Source organism: Streptomyces sp. NPDC037271, from assembly GCF_055603605.1.
In genome coordinates this window covers 155139-173930 of the sequence record NZ_JBVJVN010000005.1, presented here as the reverse complement: position 1 = coordinate 173930, position 18792 = coordinate 155139, and the positions used below count along the sequence as shown (strand labels likewise).

17 protein-coding genes are annotated in these 18792 nt (G+C 68.6%); 7 read left to right on the top strand and 10 right to left on the bottom strand.

The window, feature by feature from the left end; all coding sequences use genetic code 11:
- Nucleotides 1-180 precede the first annotated feature (180 nt).
- The 3 genes from ACZ7G3_RS12415 to ACZ7G3_RS12405 all read right to left on the bottom strand — a co-directional run bounded on the left by ACZ7G3_RS12415 (nucleotide 181) and on the right by ACZ7G3_RS12405 (nucleotide 4475).
- On the bottom strand, nucleotides 181-942 hold the full coding sequence (locus ACZ7G3_RS12415; RefSeq protein WP_470925148.1) for an AfsR/SARP family transcriptional regulator: 762 nt from the start codon (nucleotides 940-942) through the stop codon (nucleotides 181-183).
- A gap of 1248 nt (nucleotides 943-2190) precedes the next feature.
- A complete protein-coding gene (locus ACZ7G3_RS12410; RefSeq protein WP_470925146.1) occupies nucleotides 2191-3069 on the bottom strand; it encodes an MBL fold metallo-hydrolase in 879 nt (292 codons plus the stop codon).
- Nucleotides 3070-3137: 68 nt separating this feature from the next.
- On the bottom strand, nucleotides 3138-4475 hold the full coding sequence (locus ACZ7G3_RS12405) for an MFS transporter (protein WP_470925144.1): 1338 nt from the start codon (nucleotides 4473-4475) through the stop codon (nucleotides 3138-3140).
- A gap of 148 nt (nucleotides 4476-4623) precedes the next feature.
- Between ACZ7G3_RS12405 and ACZ7G3_RS12400 the strand changes: the two genes are divergently transcribed.
- From ACZ7G3_RS12400 to ACZ7G3_RS12390, 3 genes are all read left to right on the top strand, one after another.
- A complete protein-coding gene (locus ACZ7G3_RS12400) occupies nucleotides 4624-4830 on the top strand; it encodes a hypothetical protein (protein ID WP_470925142.1) in 207 nt (68 codons plus the stop codon).
- Nucleotides 4817-6208 carry an amidase gene (locus ACZ7G3_RS12395; RefSeq protein ID WP_470925141.1) on the top strand — a complete coding sequence of 464 codons (1392 nt, stop codon included), beginning with the start codon at nucleotides 4817-4819 and terminating at the stop codon, nucleotides 6206-6208. Before ACZ7G3_RS12400 ends, ACZ7G3_RS12395 begins: the two co-directional genes overlap by 14 nt.
- Nucleotides 6209-6350: 142 nt before the next feature.
- Nucleotides 6351-6980, top strand: a complete 630-nt coding sequence (locus tag ACZ7G3_RS12390) for a TetR/AcrR family transcriptional regulator (protein ID WP_470925139.1) — start codon at nucleotides 6351-6353, stop codon at nucleotides 6978-6980.
- 643 nt (nucleotides 6981-7623) lie between these two features.
- On the opposite strand, the gene ACZ7G3_RS12385 is transcribed toward ACZ7G3_RS12390, so the two are convergent.
- The 4 genes from ACZ7G3_RS12385 to ACZ7G3_RS12370 are packed head-to-tail and all read right to left on the bottom strand — an operon-like array spanning nucleotide 7624 to nucleotide 11189.
- Nucleotides 7624-8214, bottom strand: coding sequence for a GTP-binding protein (locus tag ACZ7G3_RS12385; protein WP_426597924.1), 591 nt, complete (start codon nucleotides 8212-8214; stop codon nucleotides 7624-7626).
- Complete coding sequence (locus ACZ7G3_RS12380; RefSeq protein ID WP_426523710.1) at nucleotides 8201-8572, bottom strand: DUF742 domain-containing protein; 372 nt, start codon at nucleotides 8570-8572, stop codon at nucleotides 8201-8203. The genes ACZ7G3_RS12385 and ACZ7G3_RS12380 overlap by 14 nt, the downstream gene beginning before the upstream one ends.
- Nucleotides 8572-8973, bottom strand: a complete 402-nt coding sequence (locus ACZ7G3_RS12375; protein ID WP_470925137.1) for a roadblock/LC7 domain-containing protein — start codon at nucleotides 8971-8973, stop codon at nucleotides 8572-8574. The genes ACZ7G3_RS12380 and ACZ7G3_RS12375 overlap by 1 nt, the downstream gene beginning before the upstream one ends.
- Nucleotides 8970-11189, bottom strand: coding sequence for a sensor histidine kinase (locus tag ACZ7G3_RS12370; protein ID WP_470925135.1), 2220 nt, complete (start codon nucleotides 11187-11189; stop codon nucleotides 8970-8972). Before ACZ7G3_RS12370 ends, ACZ7G3_RS12375 begins: the two co-directional genes overlap by 4 nt.
- Before the next feature lie 418 nt (nucleotides 11190-11607).
- Here ACZ7G3_RS12370 and ACZ7G3_RS12365 point away from each other — a divergent pair, with 418 nt between their 5' ends.
- Nucleotides 11608-12141, top strand: a complete 534-nt coding sequence (locus ACZ7G3_RS12365; protein ID WP_470925133.1) for a GNAT family N-acetyltransferase — start codon at nucleotides 11608-11610, stop codon at nucleotides 12139-12141.
- Between the two features lie 106 nt (nucleotides 12142-12247).
- Here ACZ7G3_RS12365 and ACZ7G3_RS12360 read toward each other — a convergent pair whose 3' ends face one another.
- From ACZ7G3_RS12360 to ACZ7G3_RS12350, 3 genes are all read right to left on the bottom strand, one after another.
- Nucleotides 12248-13477 carry an epoxide hydrolase family protein gene (locus tag ACZ7G3_RS12360; RefSeq protein ID WP_470925132.1) on the bottom strand — a complete coding sequence of 410 codons (1230 nt, stop codon included), beginning with the start codon at nucleotides 13475-13477 and terminating at the stop codon, nucleotides 12248-12250.
- Between the two features lie 26 nt (nucleotides 13478-13503).
- Entirely contained in the window at nucleotides 13504-13776 is a 273-nt protein-coding gene (locus ACZ7G3_RS12355) for a hypothetical protein (protein WP_470925437.1), read from the bottom strand.
- A 100-nt stretch (nucleotides 13777-13876) separates the two neighbouring features.
- Nucleotides 13877-15310, bottom strand: coding sequence for an endo-1,4-beta-xylanase (locus ACZ7G3_RS12350; RefSeq protein WP_470925130.1), 1434 nt, complete (start codon nucleotides 15308-15310; stop codon nucleotides 13877-13879).
- A 1232-nt stretch (nucleotides 15311-16542) separates the two neighbouring features.
- On the opposite strand from ACZ7G3_RS12350, the gene ACZ7G3_RS12345 reads away from it, so the two are divergent.
- The 3 genes from ACZ7G3_RS12345 to ACZ7G3_RS12335 all read left to right on the top strand — a co-directional run bounded on the left by ACZ7G3_RS12345 (nucleotide 16543) and on the right by ACZ7G3_RS12335 (nucleotide 18717).
- On the top strand, nucleotides 16543-17967 hold the full coding sequence (locus tag ACZ7G3_RS12345) for a non-reducing end alpha-L-arabinofuranosidase family hydrolase (protein WP_470925129.1): 1425 nt from the start codon (nucleotides 16543-16545) through the stop codon (nucleotides 17965-17967).
- Nucleotides 17968-18133: 166 nt separating this feature from the next.
- On the top strand, nucleotides 18134-18328 hold the full coding sequence (locus ACZ7G3_RS12340) for a ribbon-helix-helix protein, CopG family (RefSeq protein ID WP_007445201.1): 195 nt from the start codon (nucleotides 18134-18136) through the stop codon (nucleotides 18326-18328).
- Nucleotides 18325-18717 carry a type II toxin-antitoxin system death-on-curing family toxin gene (locus ACZ7G3_RS12335; RefSeq protein WP_470925127.1) on the top strand — a complete coding sequence of 131 codons (393 nt, stop codon included), beginning with the start codon at nucleotides 18325-18327 and terminating at the stop codon, nucleotides 18715-18717. Before ACZ7G3_RS12340 ends, ACZ7G3_RS12335 begins: the two co-directional genes overlap by 4 nt.
- Nucleotides 18718-18792 lie beyond the last annotated feature (75 nt).

Here is an 18792-nt window from a genome sequence, read left to right as displayed (position 1 = left end):
GCGCAAAGTGCGAATGCTGTCGCCGCGGCGGATGAAAGGGGCGGGTGTGGTCCGGTACGACGCCTCGGGGGGCCGGAGGCGAGGGGCGCGGGGGGCGCTGCGATCGGTCGTCCCGCCGACGGTCGCCGTACCGGTCGCTGCGTCGGCCGCCCGCCCGGCGGCCGACGTGGCGTCCGCCGGTCAGAGCAGCGCCGGATCCTGACGCAAGACTCCGTAGAACCGCTCCTGCAGGTCGCGTCCGGGATCGAGCCCGAGGCTGTGAGCGAGGCGTTCGCACATCTGGTTGTACGTGTCCAGCGCGTCCGCCTGCCGACCGGTGCGGTACAGGGCCGTGATGAGCTGAGCGCAGAAGTGTTCGTGGTACGGGTACGTGGCGTGCATGCGCTCCAGCTCGGAAAGGATCAAGCGGTGCTGATTCAGCTGAAGACGGATGTCGAACAGTTTTTCGTACGCGGTGATCCATAGCTGTTGGAGTCGACTGTACGACATGCGGCAGAGGTCCCCCTGCCCGGTGTCCATCAGTGCCGGACCGCGCCACAGCTTGGTCGCTTCGGTGAGAAGTGCGGCGGCCTCTTCCATGTGCCCGTCATCGAGGGATTCGGCACGCCGGATGATTTTTTCGAAGCGGATGACGTCGACCTCGATTTCGGATCCGATCAGGGCGTAGCCGGACGGAGAGGTCCCGATGACTTCCCGGAGGCCGGGCTTCCCGCTGTGGGTCGCCAGTACGCGGCGAAGACGTGCGATGTGGCCGTGCAGTGAATTCTCGGCATTTCGGGGTGGCTCCTCTCCCCATAACTCGTCTATGAGGTCGCGCCTGGACACCGGACGCCCGGGAGAGAGTGCGAGGACGGCGATGACGGTCCGCAGCTTCTCGCCGGGAATGCGCACGTACACGCCTTCCTCACGAATCTCCAAGGGGCCGAGGAGTTTTATTTCCATGAGCACGCACCTTTTGTGAATGACTGACGGTCGGAGTCGTCCGGGTGAAGGGGAGGAAGTCTTCCTCTCGGAACGGAAAAAGAGTCGAGTGAGAGGCACGGAGAATACGGGCCATGGGCACCCGCGCGACATGCGGTGTTCACCGCCGCACCGCACAGAGGCTTACTGGTCGGTAAGGTTGCCGGGGATTACCGGCTCCGGGTCGTCGTGCCGCGTGGCGGCGTAACGCATGCGCCCCTCTCTGCGGTTGCTGGAAGGGGGCGTGAAGTGGACGCCCTGTCTGTCAGGACGAGGGCCGGGGTCCGCCGGTTGCTCTGGTGCGGGCGTGCTCCGGCCCGGATGTCCGTCGCGCGTCCGGCCTGTCCCGACAGACGCGGTGCGGGTCGTCGGGGTGCCGTGTCGCACAAGCCGCCTGATGGCAGCGGACGTGGCAGACCAGTCGACTGTGTGCCGGCGCGAGGTGCGGGCGATGGTCATCGTGGTCGACGTCCGGCCGTTCGCCCGAACCCGCCTCCGTGACTCTGATCCACGGCAGGAACCCCCGGGCGGGCGTCACGGAGAAGCCCTCGGTGGCGCGTGCGTCACCGCTGCGGTCGATCGCCTCACCCATAACGCCGGTGCTCATCTCTGTCGAAGGAACCCCTGCAGCGCGGTAATCATCTTGGGCGCGCGTCCACGAGGACACGCTTCGACCCGCCAGTAACAAGGAACGTCCGGATCTGAATTCATCGACCAGAGGCCGAGGCCGGCACATCGCCATCACCCCTCGAAAGGTGTTGCACAAGCAAGCCGTAGCGTAACCCACGTTTCTTGTCATCTCCTTGTCGCGCACGTTCGTCGAGCGCTCACCTGCGAAAGGGATTAACCTCGAAGTTTCGTGAGGGTCCGCCGACGGAGTCGGTGGGCCCTTTCGCTTTCCGGAGCTGATGGCGGGCAGGCCGGCGGCCCGGTTGTCGCGTCGGGTGGGCGCCGGGACCATCGCCCGGGGTGGGTGATGCTGTCGTCGGGACGGTGGACGTTGCTGGTCAGCCGGGGTTTGGCAGAAGCGCGAGTCGTTCGAGGGCGCCTGTGATCTCGTCGGTCAGGCCAGTGCCGGGCGAGGCGGAGGACCCTGCGCCGACCGGTGGTGACGAGCTGGCCGGCTGTGGGGGCCGCTCCCGGGCCGTCCGGTCGCGGACGCCCAGGACGTCACCCGCACGGACTCGGTGCGACTCGGTGCGCGGCACGTCCCGGGTGCTCCGATCCGCTTCAGCCGCCGATGGGCGTTGCCCCTGAGGGAGACGGGACCAGTCGGTACCCGCCGTCCTCGCGTAGCACGTGTCCGGCGGTCGGCGGGGGGAAGTGGCTCCCGAGCAGGAGAGTTGACGTACCGGCCAGTGAGCCGAGCAACTGGTTCCGGGTCCTGGCCGCGAGTTCGGGAGCGATGTCCACACAGCTGCAGAGCTCCGGATGCGCCATCTGGACCGGGTGGTGGATGCTGTCACCGGTGACCAGTGCGGTCTCGCCACGGCTGCTCAGTCCCACCGCTACCTGCCCCGGTGTGTGGCCGGGGGTGGGCAGCAGACGGATGCCCGGCGCGACGTCCGTGCCCTCGTCCGCGACGTCGATGAGGTCGAACAGACCTGCTTCCCGGACGGGATGGACCGAGTCCCGGAACATCTGCCGACGCGCCTCCTCCATTTCGACACCCGCCCAGTAGTCCCACTCGGTGCGTGAGGTGAGATAGCGCGCGTTCGGGAAGGTGGGCACCCAGGTGTCGCCCTCGGCACGCGTGTTCCACCCCACGTGGTCGGCGTGGAGGTGGGTCAGGACCACGAGGTCAACGCTCTCCGGCGCGAAGCCCGCCGCCCGTAGCCGTGCTTCGTAGTCGCTGTTCAGGTTGTGCCAGGCGGGGTTGGCGCGCCGCTTCCCGTTTCCGATGCCGGTGTCCACCAGCACCCGCATGCCGTCCACCTCGACGGCGAAGCTGTGACTCGCCAGGCGCAGGACGCCTTGTTCGTCGGCGAATTCGGGGCTCAGCCAGGGAGTCCGGCTCACGAGGTCGGTGGTTGCCCCGGGCAGCAGCCACCGACCGGTCCGGGCGGGCAGGGCCACTTCGTCGATGCGTCGTACGGTGTGGTTGCCCACCGTCCAGGAAGAGGCGGGGGGAGTGATGGACCTGGTCGTTTGAGATGAGGTGAACACGGCGACTTTCCTTACCTGTTGTGGGTCGCGAGGACGGAGATGATGTCTGGAGCGGGTGTGTCGGGTATGTCCGGTGAGGCGGATGTGTAGTCGCTCGTCGCCGGGCGGGAGTGGGTGTCGGGGGACGGTGCCCGGCGTCGACTGCGCAGCGACGCGGTCAGCGTCGCGACTGCGACGGTCGCCAGTACGGCCACGCAGCCGGCATAGGCCAGTGCTGCCGCACGCAGCCCGAAACCGGTGGTGAGGGCGCCGGCGCCGATGGCGGGCAGACTCATAGCCAGGTAGCTGAGTACGTAATAGGAGGCGAGCGTGCCGGCTTTCTCCCGGGCCGGGACCGAGTCGACGACCGCGCGCAGCGCACCCTGGGAGACGGCTCCGAAGCCGAACCCGGCCAGCGCCGCCCCGGCGAAGAGAAGTACGGGGCCGGCGAGATGGAGGGCACCCAGGGTCAGGACGGCCGCCGGAATCACCGCGCAGCTCCCGAGGAGAGCGGAGACGTCGGCACGCATCCTGCGCGTGAAGTACACCGTGGGGGCGGCGACGGCCGTCAGCGTGAAGAAGACCGTGCCGCCGGCGTATTCGGGCCCGCCGGGGGAGATGAACCGGGTGAAGCCCGGTCCCAGGGATGAGTAGAAGCCGCCGAGTGCCCAGACGGCGACGACGCCGGCGCCGTTGAGCAGGAGAGCGTGGGCGGCCGCCGACGGCAGCGCCAGGTGGGGCCGCGTCGAGCGCAGTGCTCCGGGACGGCGGTGGACGGTCTCGGGCGTCGAGACGAGGGCGATGGCCTGCGCGGCGAACACGGCTATCAGGGCCGCGTACACCGTGATCGTCGGAACGGGGGCGAAGCGCACCATGAGGGTGGCTGCCAGGACGCCGGCGGCCATGCCCGTCACCGGCGCGATGCTGTTGGCCAGAGCGGGGCGACCTGGCCGGGCGGGGTCTTCCAGGTCGAGGAGAGCCGCACCTGCTGCGCTGGTCGCCGCGCCGGTCGCGATGCCCTGCAGCACGCGGGCGCCGATCAGGGTGGTCAGGCCGCCGGCCGTCGCGAACAGTGCCATGGAGGCGACCTGGACCGCGAGCGCGCCCAGGAGCACGGGGCGGCGTCCGACATGGTCGGAAAGGGTTCCGGTCGTCAGCAGTGCGACCAGGAGCGCCAGGGCGTAGGCGCTGAAGACCACGGTGATGTCGAGGGACGACAACTGCCACTGCGCCTGGTAGTGGGGGTACAGCGGGGTCGGCGCGCTGGATGCGGCGAGCAGCGCGATCAGGATCGAGGCGTGCAAGGCGAACGGCAGGCGTCCGGATGGGGAGGTGCGGGGAGGCGCGAGGCCCGCGGGGACGCTCTGCATGAGGGTCCTTCCAGTGCTAAAAGCGATTCGTTTGCTTTAAGTCACCGTAGGTCCTACGATCGACTAAAGCAAACGATTCGCTTTTGCGGTGGTCGGAGGTCCTGCACCAGCCCCGGCCCGTCGCGCCGTACAGATCCGGAAGGAAGCCATGACCAGCGAACTCACCCCCCAAGAGGCAGCCCGAGGGGCGCTGCGGGCGGGGCTCCCCCTCGGGGGCGGCCGACACGAAGGGGTGGCCATGACGGCCAACCACATCCACTCCGTGATCAGCACATTGCGCGAGCTCGACTTCGGCGAGACCCCTCCCGCGTCCTCCTACCGAGCCGGACAGGGGAACGCCGATGCAACCGTTTGAGCTGTCGCTGACCGAAGCCTCCCGTGCGGTGCGCGCACGGGAGCTGTCCCCCGTCGAACTCACCGAATCGGTGCTCGCCCGTATCGCCGCCGTCGAAGGACGGCTGGGCGCCTACGTCACCGTCGCCGCCGACGCGGCCCGGGCCGCAGCGGTCCGCGCCGAACGGGAGATCTCCGGAAGCGGACCGCGCGGGCCACTGCACGGGATCCCCATGGCGCTCAAGGATCTGATCGACGCGCAGGGGATGCCCACCACGGCGAGCTCGCACGTCCGGGCAGGGCACGTGGCGGAACGCGACAGCCGGGTGGCCGAACGGCTCGGCGCCGCCGGGGCCGTCCTCCTGGGCAAGACGCACACGCACGAGTTCGCCTACGGCCTGACCACTCCGCAGACGAACAACGCCTGGGACCACAGCCGGGTCGCGGGCGGATCGAGCGGCGGCTCGGCGGTAGCTGTCGCCGCCGGCGAGGCGACGTTCGCCATGGGCACGGACACGGGCGGTTCCATCCGGGTCCCCGCTGCTCTGAACGGCATGGTGGGCCTCAAGCCGACCTACGGCCTGGTTCCACGCACAGGCGTGACCTCGCTGTCCTGGTCCCTGGACCACGTGGGACCTCTCACCCGCACCGTCCAGGACGCCGCGCTGGTGCTGTCGGCGACCGCCGGCCACGACCCGCGCGACCCGGCGAGCGTGTCCGGCCCGATGCTGGACCGCTTCCCGGGAGGCGACCTGCGAGGACTGAAGGTCGGCGTACCGCGGAACCACTACTTCGACCGGGTCGCGCCCGAGGTCGAGGAGTCCGTACGCGGCGCGATCGAGCGGCTGGCGGAGCTGGGGGCGGAGCTCGTCGATGTCGAGATCCCGATGGCGCGTTACGTCCAGGCCGTTCAGTGGGGGCTGATGGTCCCCGAGGCCACCGCCTACCACGAGCGGTCGCTGAGGGCCACTCCCGACCTGTACGCGGCGGACGTTCGCATCCTGCTGGAGGCCGGCGAACTCACGTCTGCGGGCGACTACCTCCGCGCCCAGCGGGCCCGCACCATGATGCGAGACGCCTGGGCTCGCATGTTCGACGGAATCGACGTCCTCGCCGCGCCGACGGTGCCGATGACCGCCACCGAGGCGGGCCAGGAAGCCGTCGAGTGGGCCGATGGTACGACCGAGGCCGTGTCGGACAGCTACGTCCGCCTCTGTGCCCCGGCCAACATCACCGGCGTCCCGGCCCTCACGCTGCCGGTCGGTCACGACCGCGCCGGACTGCCGATCGGTATGCAGCTGATGGCGCGCCCCTTCCACGACGCGACGGTGCTCCGGGTGGGCCGGGTCTACGAAGAGTCGGTGGCCGGCGCGGGGCGGCTCGCTCCCCTCGCTGCCTGAGGGAAGGCGGACGTTCCAGCCGGCATGCGGTCGCGTCGCCGCAGGGGCGTCCGCCGTGCTCGGCCGCCCGGACACGTGGCCCCGCGGGGCGCCGACGCCGGCCACCGCCTAGAAGCAACAAAATCGCATTAAGGTGGATCGTATGAGTCCCAAGCCCATGGTCCGCCCCGGCGGGCGCAGCGCACGCGTACAGGAGTCCGTCCACGCCGCGGTACGTGAACTCGTAGGGGAGGTGGGCCGCGACGCGCTCACGGTCCCGATGGTGGCCACTCGGGCGGGCGTGACACCCTCCACGATCTACCGTCGTTGGGGTGACCTGCAGGAACTCCTGTCAGACGTGGCCGTCGAACGACTGCGCCCGGAAACGGATCCGGCCGATCTCGGAAGCCTGCGGGCCGATCTCGACGCGTGGGCGGGACAGTTCGTCGACGAGATGGCCTCGCCGCCCGGGCGCGCCTACATCCGGGACGCCCTGCTCGGCGACCCCGACGGAACCCATGCCGGTCAGTGTTCGGCGTATGCCGCCGAGCAGATCGACGTCGTGTTGGCCCGTGCGGTGCGGCGGGGGGAGCCGGTGCCCGAGACGGAACTGCTGATCGACCGTGTCGTGGCGCCGATCATGTACCGCATCCTCTTCCGCCCTGGCCGACTGGACGCCGCATACGCGCGCGAGCTCGTGACGAACGCCGTGTACGCCCAGCAGACCGAGGCCGGCGCTCGCCCCACCCAGGCCGCCGCCCCTCGGCGCTCGAAGAAGGAACCCGACAACTGACCACTTCGCTCATCGGGCGGTCTGGCCACTGGGCCGTGGAGGCCAAGCGGCCGGCTGTACTGGCAGGGGTCGTGAATTCCCCGGCAATGACCGACCAGGACGTGGCCCTTGGGCGTGACGCCCGTTTGACGCTCCGTGCGCACGACGGGCCCTTCGGCGGAGCAGAAAACGGCAGCGGAGGCGATGGTGCGTCTATGCGGCGTGGAGGAGGTTGTGCAGGCGGGCGACACCGGGCATGGCGTGTCCGCGACCGGGTCGGTCCCGGCAAGACCGTCTGGTCCGAGTGCGCACCGTCGACCGGAGCCGTAGCCCCCGAGCCCGGGCAGGCCGCCGCACCGAACGGCGGACCCGGCCACCGTCCCATGCCGCCGTGGGCCGGGCCCCCGCCCCACCGGAGCGCGGGGCGGTACCAGAACCTGACGCGGGGAACGACCCAGCGCCAGGTTCTGCACGGCGCCCGGTGGGAGCCGGCTGTCCGGGCCGTGCCGCGGGAGGCGTTCCTCGACGACGGCTGGTTCGAGGACGAGGACGAGGACGAGGGCCGGTACCGGCCGGCATTCCTCGACGGCCGACGCGGCGGCGGCCTGGACCGGGTCCACGGTCGCGGTCGTGAGCCTCCACGCCACCACGTGGCAGGCCGAAGTCAGCCGGTCGCCGCGCCCCCGGCTTTGGCGATGAGCATGTCCAGGAGCGAGAGCAGCGCACCGCGCGCGTCGTCACGGGAGCGGGCGTCGAGCAAGTGGACGGGTGTGTTCGGGTCACGCAGATGCAGCGCCGCCCTGATCTCCTCGGCGGTGTAGAGCTGTTCGCCGTGGAAGCAGTTCGCGGCGACCACGAACGGAAGCCCTCGGTTCTCGAAGAAGTCGACGGCCGGGAAACTGCGGTCGAGGCGTCGTGTGTCGACAAGGACAATCGCCCCGAGTGCTCCGTTCAGCAGGTCGTCCCACATGAACCAGAAGCGCTCCTGGCCAGGTGTGCCGAACAGGTAGAGCACGACCTGTGCGTCGGTGAGGGTGATGCGGCCGAAGTCCATCGCGACGGTGGTAACCGCCTTGGACTCGATGCCGTTGAGGTCATCGATGCCGACGCCCGCGCTCGTCAGCCGTTCCTCGGTGCGCAAGGGCTCGATCTCGGAGACCGTCTCGACCAGGGTCGTCTTGCCGACACCGAATCCCCCAGCGATGAGGATCTTGACGGGGGCCGCTTCCTGGGCAGGGGTGTCATATCCGGGCAAGGTTGTCCCTGATTCTCATGAGCAGGTGGACATTGGTGGTCTCGGCCCCTTCCAGGGGTGGCCGGTGCTCGATCAGCCCTCGATCCGCGAGTTCGCCGAGAAGAAGCGTCATGGGAGTGAGGCGGATGTGCATGCGCGCCGCGATCTCGGCGACCGCCAGGCCGCCCGGAGGCGAGCACATCGCGAGGATGGCCTGCCACTCGCTGGGCAGGCCGCCGTGGCCGTCGGCGACGGCCACGGCCGTGATCGTGGTGTCCATGGTGAGGGCGGTGTGTGCGGCCGCCGTACGTCCATCGGTCAGCGCGTACAGCCGCGTCCGGCGGTGGCCTCCCTCCCGCGGCCTGGGCTCGTCCGCCATTACGACGACTGTGCCTGGCCGCGATCAGGTGTGCTCAGCCACTCACCGAGCGCCTGGGCGGTGCGCACGGCTTCACCGCCCAGCTCCCCCAGCCGCGCCTTGCGGGAGGTCACCACGATGAGCGTGCTGCCCTCCCCGCACCCGACGATGCAGAGATAGCAGTCGTCCATCTCGACCAGTTGGCGGATCACCCGGCCGCCGTCGACCTCCCTGGATATCGCCTTCATCGTGGAAGCGATACCGGAGGACGCGGCGGCTATGCGCTCCGCCTGGTCCCGTTCCAGCTCGTACGAGCTGAGCTTGATCCCGTCGTTGGACAGGAGCACGGCTCCCTGGATGCCGGCGATCCTGCTCAGGTTGTTGTCCAGGACGCTGTAGATCATGTCGTTCGTTGTCGTCATGGCTGATCCTGTCGGAGTTCTTCTTCCACTGTCTGAGTCCCGTGTTCGTAGTCCGCCCAGGCGTCGGCCACTTCTTCGGGTGTCGCCGCATCCTGGTGGACGGCGGTCTCCGGTGCGTGTGGCGCGCGGAGCTGCTCGGCGATATGGGCCTGTGGGACCCGCTCGGGGAGGGCCGGCTTCGCGTCACCGTTCCGTGTCGGGGAAGGAACCGACGGCTTGCTCTCCACCGGCCGCTCGGGCAAGCGCTCCGGCGTCCTACGGCCGGCCGACCCGGTCTTCGCGTGCAGGACCAGTTCGGGCTTGCGTTCGTCGAACGGGCCCGGTGCCGGGGCGGGCATCGCCGCCGCGCGCGGCGCTTCCTTTCCCGCCCGGACCGGTTCGGTCGGCACAAGGAGTTCCTTGGGAAGGATCACCACGGCCGACGTCCCCCCGTATACCGAGCGGCGCAGCGTCACTGTGGCCCCGAGCTGTTCGGCGATGTGGCCGACCACGAAGAGTCCGAGCCGGTGCGCGTTCTCCGCCAGGACGGAATACGGCGGGGCCGAGTGCAGACGCCCGTTCATCTCCTCGTAGGTTGCGGCGGTCACCCGAGGCCCGCGGTCCTCGATGTCGACCAGCAGCCCGTCTGTCACCAGTTCGGCACGGACGACCACCTTCGACTGCGGCGGGGAGAACCGGGTGGCGTTGTCGAGGAGTTCTGCCAGGAGGTGGCTGATCTCGCTGATCACCCGCGGTACCACGCTGATCTCGTCCAGGGCCTGGCGCTCGATCCGCCGGAAGTCCTCGACTTCCGCGGCGGCTTCGCGCAGCAGGTCGGCGACGCGCATGGGCTCGGTGTGCGGATCGGGGATCTCCCCACCTGCCAGGATGAGCAGGTTCTCGATCTGCCGCCGCATACCCACCGTCAACTGGTCGGATCGCATCAACCGGGCGAGAAGCTCCTCGTCGTGCCCGAAGGCGTCCTGCAGTTCGTCGGTGAGGGTCAACTGGCGGCTGACCAGGTTTCCGGTGCGCGAGGCGATGCCCGCGGCGAACATACCGAAACCCTGACGCTCGGCCGCGAGCCGCGCATGCCCGTCGACGGATACGGAGACGACCCGGGCGAACGCGTCGCTGATACGTCCGACCTCGTCCCGGTCTCCGCTCACGGCGGGCAGCGCATCGTCGTCGACGGGCTGCCCGCGCTGGAGCCGGGCAACGACATCCGGCAGCGTGTCCTCAGCAACGGCCACCGTACGTTGGTGCAGACCGCGCAGGCGGCGCAGCACGGAGCGCGTGGTGAGCACGATGACGGCCGCGACGGCGAAGACGGCCGCGCCGTTTCCGACGATCAGCCAGATGACCCCGTTCTCCAGCTGCGTGGCCTTGGCGTCGGCGTGCACGAGTAGTGCTCGCCCCTGTTTCGCGTTGAGCGCGGCAAGGCGCGACGCGAACTCGTCGTACGCGGCCTGCCAGGCGTCGGCCTCCTTGGGCAGCTCGATGCCGGACGCGGTGTTCCGGTGATCGGAGATGACCGCGTCCTCGATGCGGACCTTCGTCTTCCAGCCGTCCGAGGCGAAGACCTGGTCGTAGGCCGCTTTGTCCTCGGCCGTCAGATACGGCGCGACCCACTCGTCGTACTGGTACCGCTGGGATCCGACGGAGTTGACGAATTCGGCGAACCCGGAAGGGCTCAGACGCCTGGACGGCCCGGCCATGGCGAGGATGGTGGTCTCGCGCGCCACCATCTCGGACACCGTGAACACCGTGACGACCAGGCCGCTCTCCTGGATGAGCTCGGCGTCTTCCGCATGGCTGAACTCGTTCTGGTATACCCGGATGATGCGGTCGACGAGGTCGGAGTAGTAGCCGATCGTCCGATCCGCGTTCCCGCTGCGGGCGTCCGCGCGCTCGCGGAACGCGGCCAGATCCGCGAGGCTGTGCTTCAGCTCCGCGACGTACTGATCGTCCTCGCGCCCGGTCGCCGCCAGAGCTCCGTCCGCCGCCCGGCGGAACTCGTCCGCGGCCCGGTCCGTGGCCGCGCGCTGCTCGCGCAGCTCTTCCTCGGACACGGAGCCGCTCGCCCACCGTGTGGCGGTCATCGTCCGCTCAGCCTGCAGTTCGACCATCAGCCTGGTCAGGGATACATCGGTCCGCTCACCGACTGCCACATCAGCGCGCAGTTGCTTTGACTGGTGCACCAGCGGCTGTGCGGTCATGACCACTTGGGCACTCATCGCCAGAATGGGGACGATCGCCAGCCAAATGAGCAGCGTACGCAGGCGCAGAGTACGCCGCCGACGAGTCGCCGGCTGCCCTCGTGTGCCTTCGGGTTCTATGGGAGACATCAGTCCTCGGAGAGCGGGGAACCAGTGGGGACGGCCCGACCGCCGAGACCAGACGCAGTCCTGGGTTCAGGACTGGGGGAAGTCCGGTTCGGCTTTGACGCGACGTGAGGTACCGATCATAACCAGCCACACCGGCGAAACGGAGAGAAGACTTCCGTTGGCCACATGTGGTAGGGGCGACGAAGCGTTGCGACGAAGCGTTGCGCATCAGACGCCGTCGCGCAGCAGACGGCTGGTGCCCAGAGAGTCCGGCACCAGCAGATACCCATGTTCCCGCGCCGCGCATTCGGTTCGGCAGGATGGGCGCATGACCGAGATCCGCACACCCCGTCTTCTCCTCCGCAGCTGGCACGACGACGACCTCGCGCCGATGGCGGACATCAACGCGGACCCACGGGTCATGCGATGGATCGACGACGGCTCGGTGCGCGACCTGGACCGTACGGCCGAGGACATCGAGCGGTGGGAGGAGGAGTGGGACGAGGAGGGCTTTGGACTCTTCGTCGTCGAGCTGCTGGCCTCGGGTGAACTGATCGGTTTCACGGGGCTGTCCGTGCCCGCGTTCCTGCCGGAGGTGATGCCCGCCGTGGCGATCGGCTGGCGGCTCGGCTCACCGTTCTGGGGCCAGGGATACGCGTCCGAAGCCGCGCACGCCACACTGGAGTTCGCACTCCAGGACCGCGGCCTGGACCGTGTCATCAGCATCAGCCGGGTAGGGGACAACGCCTCCGAGAACGTCATCCGCAAGCTCGGCATGGCGCCCGAGCGGGAGACGGCCCACCCGGTGTACGGCTACCCACTGCGCGTTCACGCCATCGACCTCACCGAGTTCCAGGCATGAACCGACCCGACCGTCGATCATCACGAGGCAGTCGACCACTGTCCCGCGCCCCTGAACGCATTGACCGCGGCGGCACGGACACCCAGGAAGGGATGGCCCCTCCCTGTCAGCGCACCTTGCCGAAGAACTCGCGGACGTCGCCGACGAGCAGTTCCGGGGCTTCCATCGCGAGGAAGTGGCCGCCACGGTCGAGTTCGGTCCACCGCACGATGTTGTGGTCGCGTTCGGCCCAGCGGCGGATGGTCACATCGTGGGCGGAGAGCAGCACGGCGGTGGGCACGGTCCCCTGTGGACCGGCTGCCCAGTCGTCCTGACCGTCGCTCCACCCGGCGTCGTGCGCCGTGCCGGGGGCAGTCCAGTCGTCGGCTGCGGCTTCGCCCCAGGTGCTCGCGGACACCTCCTCGTAGTAGACCTGGGCTGCTGAGGCGGCGGTGGCGGTCAGCCAGTACAGCGAGACCTCGGTCAGGATGCGGTCCCGGTGGATGCTGTTCTCGGGCAGTGCGTCTTCCGGGTCGGTGAGCTCCTTGAATTTCTCCACGGTCCAAGCCAGCTGGCCGACAGGGGAGTCGGTGAGGGCGTAGGCCACGGTCTGCGGTCGTTTGGAGTTGCACTGCAGGTAACCGTCGTTGAAGTTCTGCATCCGATGCCACCGTCGCTGTTCGGCCTCCGTCAGGCCGTCCATCTCGCCCTCTGCCCCGGCGGGAAATGTGATCACGGCGTTGACGTGGACGCCGATCACGTGGTCCGGTGCCTGCTTGCCCATCTCCAGGGCGACCCATGAGCCGGTGTCGTAGCCCTGAACGCCGTAGCGCGTGTAGCCGAGGCGGGCCATCAGCTGGGTGAACGCCCCGGCCATCCGAGCCGTGTCCATGCCCGGTCCGGCCAGTGGGGTGGAGAGGGCGGATCCCGGCAGCGAGGGGATGACCAGGTGGAACGCATCGGCCGGATCACCTCCGTGCGTACCGGGGCCGGACAGCGGCCCGATGACGTCGAGGAAGTCCACCACCGAGCCCGGCCAGCCGTGCAGCAGCATCAGCGGTGTGGCATCGGCCTTGGGAGAGCGCACATGCAGGAAGTGGATGTTCTGCCCGTCGATGGTGGTCATGTACTGAGGGAACGTGTTGAGTTCCGCCTCGTGCGCCCGCCAGTCGTAGGCAGTGCGCCAGTACTCGGCCAGATCCTTCAGGTAGTCCACCGGAACGCCGCGGCTCCAGCCGACACCGGGCAGCTCATCCGGCCAGCGGGTGACGGCCAGGCGGGCTTGCAGATCATCGAGCTGGGCCTGCGGTATGTCGATGTGGAAGGAGCGGATACTGCTGGGTGTCGTGTTCGCCATGGCTGCGACACTAGGACTCGCTTAGGTCAGTTTCGGTCCTCACCTTCCGGCAGTCTTACGGCATGCTGGAGACCTCCGGGCGGCTGTTGAAGCTGCTCTCCCTGTTGCAGACCCACCGCGACCGGTCCGGGGCCGAACTCGCCGATCACAACAGCGGCAAGGCGGTGGACGCCTCCGGCACGTCCACCGCCTACGGCGCGCGGGTCAGCCGACCAGGCGTTGGTGTCCATCGTCGCCGCCTCGGCGGGCGCCGGATTCACCGCGGCGGGCATGCCGATCGCGAGGGTCGCCGCCACCATGGCGGCGACCCGGGACCATCAGCGATGGGTTCCTGGAGGGGCGGGGGAAGCCGCACCGTAGGTCTTCATCGATGCGCCCGTTCGTTTGCGGCAGGTCCCCTCAGGCGCGGGTCCAGCGTTGGTTGCTGCCGTTCGAGCAGGAGTAGAGCTGGACCAGGGTGCCGTTGGCGGTGCCGGCTCCGACGGCGTCGAGGCAGAGACCGGACTGGACGCCGACGATGGATCCGTCGGAGTTGATGCGCCACTTCTGGTTGTCGCCGCCCCAGCAGCTGTAGATCTGGACCTTGGCGCCGTTGCCGGTGCCGGCGGCGTCCAGGCACTTGTCGCCGTAGACCCTGAGCTCACCCGCGTCGGTGTACGTCCACTGCTGGTTGCTGTTGCTGTGGCAGTCCCACAGCTGGAGCTGGGTGCCGTCGGCGGTGCCGGCGTTGGGCACGTCCAGGCAGCGGCCCGAGCCGACGCCCTTGATCTGTCCGCCGTCCGCGGGGGGCTCTGTGGAGTCGCCGCCGTTGAGCGCGTTGAGGACGGAGGTGTAGGCGGGCTTCTTGCTGCCGTCGTTGTTGAACAGCAGCGGCGTCTGCTCAGATCGCCAGGAGTCGCTGTCGCGCACACCCCAGACGGTGACGCCGAGGCAGCGGGAGACGGCCAGGCAGTCGTTGACCACGTTGGCGTAGGTCGTGGGCGAGGCGCCCTGGATGTCGAGTTCGGTGACGGCCACGTCGACGCCGAGGGCGGCGAAGTTCTGCAGGGTGGTGCGGAAGTTGCTGTTGTAGGGGCTGCCGCTGTTGAAGTGCGACTGGAAGCCGACGCAGTCGATCGGCACGCCGCGCTGCTTGAAGTCCCGCACCATGTTGTACATGGCCTGGGTCTTGGCCCAGGTCCAGTTCTCGACGTTGTAGTCGTTGTAGCAGAGCTTGGCGGACGGGTCGGCGGCGCGCGCGGTGCGGAAGGCGACCTCGATCCAGTCGTTGCCGGTGCGCTGCAGGTTGGAGTCCCGCCGGGCTCCCGAACTGCCGTCGGCGAAGGCCTCGTTCACGACGTCCCACTGCGCGATCTTGCCCTTGTAGTGAGTCATCACGCCGTTGATGTGGCCGATCATCGCCTGGCGCAGATCGCTGCCGCTGAGGCTCTGCATCCAGCCGGGCTGCTGGGAGTGCCAGGCCAGGGTGTGACCGCGCACCTCCTTGCCGTTCTGCACCGCCCAGTTGTAGACGCGGTCGGCGGCGCTGAAGTTGAACTGGCCCCGCTGCGGTTCGGTGGCGTCGATCTTCATCTCGTTCTCGGCCGTCACCGAGTTGAACTCACGGTTGGCGATCGACGTGTAGGTCGAGTCGCCCAGCTTGCCCGAGGCGACGGCGACGCCGAAGTAGCGGCCGCTCTGCGCCGCCGCCGCGCCGAGCGTGCTCTCGGCGGCGTGTGCGGTCGGCGGCGTGACCAGGGCGGTGGCCGTACCGGTGGCGCCGACGACCAGCGCCAACAGCAGGCCGCGGATCTTCCGGCGGACAACGGATCTGGGAAGGGCGTACGAGCCCATTACTGTGCCTCCAAGGTAGACGTCGGGGAAGGACTGGAGCGCAGGGGAGTGCGTCGTCCGCTCCCTTGCGGCAGACGGAACGGGGCGGGCCTGAGCCCGGGCGGCACGGAGCCACCGGACACCGTGGTCATGGAACGGGACGATCTGCGGCTCGGGCACGGGCACGGGAGTAATCCATCGCGGCTCAGCCGGATGCGCGGGTGCGGACATCACCGGAACGAAACGGGGTGGTGGGGGTGGTGGGGGGTGGTGGTGGTGCGGGTGCTTCGGTGCGCGGATCTGTGGTGCGGTGGTGCGTGGATCTGACGGGCGACGTGGAACACCCACGGTGGTGCAGGTCGAGATCTCGATCTGTGGCCGGTTTCCCAGACAGGAATGATTGAGGTGTTGACGATGCATCGTCAATACTCTCTACAGAAAAAGTTTCTGTTCTTTGTCCGAAACTTTCGAAGCTCCGATGGGCTGGACGGTGAAACCTCGGCGCTGCCGTCGGCGGGCCGGGTCGGAAGGTCGTGAACGCGTCGGCGCCCCGGCCCGAAGGGGTGGCTGGATCCGGCCAGGTCTGCGCGGTGTGGCCGGTGGGCTGGTGGGTCGTGCGCCGGCTGTCAATCGGTGGATCCGCGGCACCGCGACGACTGGGCGGTCCTCGCGATCCCGGGTGAGGCGACGGTGCGGTATCTAAGGTCCGCTCGCCGGTCCGCCGGATCCGTCGATCCGGCGTGACGTGCGGCGTTTCGTGTACGGGTCCCCGTACGGATTACCCCTAATGTTTCGGCGTCCATAGCGATACGTGCGAGAGGTATTGACGTCGTTCGTCGACTCCCTATCATTCAGGTTGCTCGATCCATCGACATTCGTTCGATATATCGAACCCGTCGACGTCTCATTGCACAGTAGGGCAACTCCGGGCCGTGACGCCCGGACGCGGGAGCCGCAAGGGGTTGTGCCGCGAGGTGTATGGCATGCGCATGTCATGGCCTCGACAATCCCTGTCGTCGCCCTCTTCGGCCGTGTCACCCGGACGCTCGGCTGCCGAGCTTCCGCCTCCGGGCGCCCGTGCCGCCCGAAGGTGCCGGGCGTCACCGGTCTTCCGAAAGGTCGCGAAGGGCCGGGAAGCCGCAAGCGGTATGCCGTGGTGCTCACGGACGGCTGTACACCGCACCGCACCGTCAGTCCGGGCAACCTCTGACGAGGCTGACCGGAACCGTCCATTCAAGGTTGAGGAAGTGCCCATGCACAGAGGAAGTCTCAGCCGCAGGCATCCGTCTGCGGTGCTCGCCGCCGTGGTCGCGGCCCTGGCCGCGTTGGCGGCGATGCTCGGCGCCACCCCGGCCCAGGCGGCCACCAGTGGCGCCTTGCGCGGTGTCGGTTCGGGCCGGTGTCTCGATGTGCCGGGCGCCGGCCAGGCCAACGGCACGTACCTGCAGATCTACGACTGCTGGAACGGAACCAACCAGCAGTGGACGTTGACGGACGCCAACCAGCTGACCGTGTACGGCAACAAGTGCCTGGATGTTCCGGGCCACGCCACCACGGCCGGTACCCGGGTGCAGATTTGGAGCTGCAGCGGTGCCGCGAACCAGCAGTGGCGGGTGAACTCCGACGGCACGGTCGTCGGTGTGGAGTCCGGGCTGTGCCTGGACGCGAAGGACAACGGTACGGCCAACGGCACGGCGGTGCAGCTCTGGACGTGCAACGGCGGCAGCAACCAGAAGTGGACCGGGCTGACCGGGACGCCGCCGACGGACGGCACGTGTTCTCTCCCGTCGACGTACCGCTGGACGTCGACCGGTGTCCTGGCGCAGCCGGCGAACGGGTGGGCCGCGGTGAAGGACTTCACCACCGTGACGCACAACGGCAAGCACCTGGTCTACGCGTCCAACTTCTCGGGATCGTCGTACGGCTCGATGATGTTCAGTCCCTTCACGAACTGGTCGGACATGGCGTCGGCCGGCCAGACCGGGATGAACCAGGCCGCGGTGGCGCCCACGCTGTTCTACTTCGCACCCAAGAACATCTGGGTGCTGGCGTACCAGTGGGGTTCGTGGCCCTTCATCTACCGTACGTCGAGCGACCCCACCAACCCCAACGGCTGGTCCGCTCCGCAGCCGCTGTTCACCGGGAGCATCTCCGGCTCCGACACCGGCCCGATCGACCAGACCCTGATCGCCGACGGTCAGAACATGTACCTGTTCTTCGCAGGTGACAACGGCAAGATCTACCGGGCGAGCATGCCGATCGGGAACTTCCCGGGCAACTTCGGCTCGTCGTACACGACGATCATGAGCGACACGAAGGCCAACCTTTTCGAGGGCGTACAGGTCTACAAGGTCCAGGGCCAGAACCAGTACCTCATGATCGTGGAAGCGATGGGTGCGAACGGGCGCTACTTCCGCTCCTTCACGGCCTCCAGCCTGAACGGGTCGTGGACCCCGCAGGCAGCCAGTGAGGGCAACCCCTTCGCGGGCAAGGCCAACAGCGGCGCCACCTGGACCAACGACATCAGCCACGGTGACCTGGTCCGCAACAACCCTGACCAGACCATGACCATCGACCCCTGCAACCTGCAGTTCCTCTACCAGGGCAAGGACCCCAACTCGGGCGGCGAATACAACCGGCTGCCGTGGCGGCCGGGCGTCCTCACCCTGCGACGCTGACCTTCCCGATGCACGGCGGGGTCGGTTGCACCTGCTGACCGGCCCCACCGCCTCGAGGAACCCCGGCCGTGCGGCGGCCGGGTTCCTCGAGAGGCCTCCGGTTCCGGGAGGTGCGGGCGGACTGGCACCACCCCACCCCCAGATACCAGTCCGGTATCATCGCAGTATGGCGATGACACTACGGCTCCCCGACGATCTCGACGCGAAGCTCACCGAGCGTGCCCGTCGCGAGGGTCGCAGCAAGCAGGAACTCGCCATCGAGGCCATCCGCGACGCCCAGGACCGGGCCGAGCTGAAGGTCGACGACGTCCTGGCCGAGCTCATGGACAGCGATGCGGAGATCCTGGACTACCTGAAGTGACCGGCGTGCGCCACATCCAGACCGACGAGATCGTGGCCGTCGCCCGCACGGTCAACGGCACCGAGCACAGCGTGCGCGACATGGGTCTCCTGGTGTCGGCGATCGAACGGCCCCGGACGAACGTGTTCGGAGCCGAGCTGTATCCCACGCCGTACGAGAAGGCGGCGGCGCTGCTGCACTCCGTCGCCCGCAATCACGCGCTGATCGACGGCAACAAGCGCACCGCCTGGCTCGCCATGCGCGTGTTCCTGAGGTTCAACGGCGTCAGTGCCGGTGTCGCCCCGCCGTCCGTCTCCGTGGCCGGCCCGTTCGTCGAGGAGGTCGCGCAGGACCACATCGACGTACCGTTCATCGCCAAGCGGCTGGCGGAGTGGTTTCCGGTCTCCTGAAGACCTCCCGGTGCGGTGCGCGGGCCGACGCGCGTCTCGCGGGCGGCACGGCACCGCCCTCCTCCTCGGCAGCCC

Excerpts from the sequence above, each read along its gene's own strand:
- ACZ7G3_RS12415 (WP_470925148.1), bottom strand. The coding sequence starts at position 942 with ATGGAAATAAAACTCCTCGGCCCCTTGGAGATTCGTGAGGAAGGCGTG.
- ACZ7G3_RS12405 (WP_470925144.1), bottom strand. The coding sequence starts at position 4,475 with ATGCAGAGCGTCCCCGCGGGCCTCGCGCCTCCCCGCACCTCCCCATCC.
- ACZ7G3_RS12400 (WP_470925142.1), top strand. The coding sequence starts at position 4,624 with ATGACCAGCGAACTCACCCCCCAAGAGGCAGCCCGAGGGGCGCTGCGG.
- ACZ7G3_RS12395 (WP_470925141.1), top strand. The coding sequence starts at position 4,817 with ATGCAACCGTTTGAGCTGTCGCTGACCGAAGCCTCCCGTGCGGTGCGC.
- ACZ7G3_RS12390 (WP_470925139.1), top strand. The coding sequence starts at position 6,351 with ATGAGTCCCAAGCCCATGGTCCGCCCCGGCGGGCGCAGCGCACGCGTA.
- ACZ7G3_RS12380 (WP_426523710.1), bottom strand. The coding sequence starts at position 8,572 with ATGGCGGACGAGCCCAGGCCGCGGGAGGGAGGCCACCGCCGGACGCGG.
- ACZ7G3_RS12375 (WP_470925137.1), bottom strand. The coding sequence starts at position 8,973 with ATGACGACAACGAACGACATGATCTACAGCGTCCTGGACAACAACCTG.
- ACZ7G3_RS12370 (WP_470925135.1), bottom strand. The coding sequence starts at position 11,189 with ATGAGTGCCCAAGTGGTCATGACCGCACAGCCGCTGGTGCACCAGTCA.
- ACZ7G3_RS12365 (WP_470925133.1), top strand. The coding sequence starts at position 11,608 with ATGACCGAGATCCGCACACCCCGTCTTCTCCTCCGCAGCTGGCACGAC.
- ACZ7G3_RS12360 (WP_470925132.1), bottom strand. The coding sequence starts at position 13,477 with ATGGCGAACACGACACCCAGCAGTATCCGCTCCTTCCACATCGACATA.
- ACZ7G3_RS12355 (WP_470925437.1), bottom strand. The coding sequence starts at position 13,776 with ATGGTGGCGGCGACCCTCGCGATCGGCATGCCCGCCGCGGTGAATCCG.
- ACZ7G3_RS12350 (WP_470925130.1), bottom strand. The coding sequence starts at position 15,310 with ATGGGCTCGTACGCCCTTCCCAGATCCGTTGTCCGCCGGAAGATCCGC.
- ACZ7G3_RS12345 (WP_470925129.1), top strand. The coding sequence starts at position 16,543 with ATGCACAGAGGAAGTCTCAGCCGCAGGCATCCGTCTGCGGTGCTCGCC.
- ACZ7G3_RS12340 (WP_007445201.1), top strand. The coding sequence starts at position 18,134 with ATGGCGATGACACTACGGCTCCCCGACGATCTCGACGCGAAGCTCACC.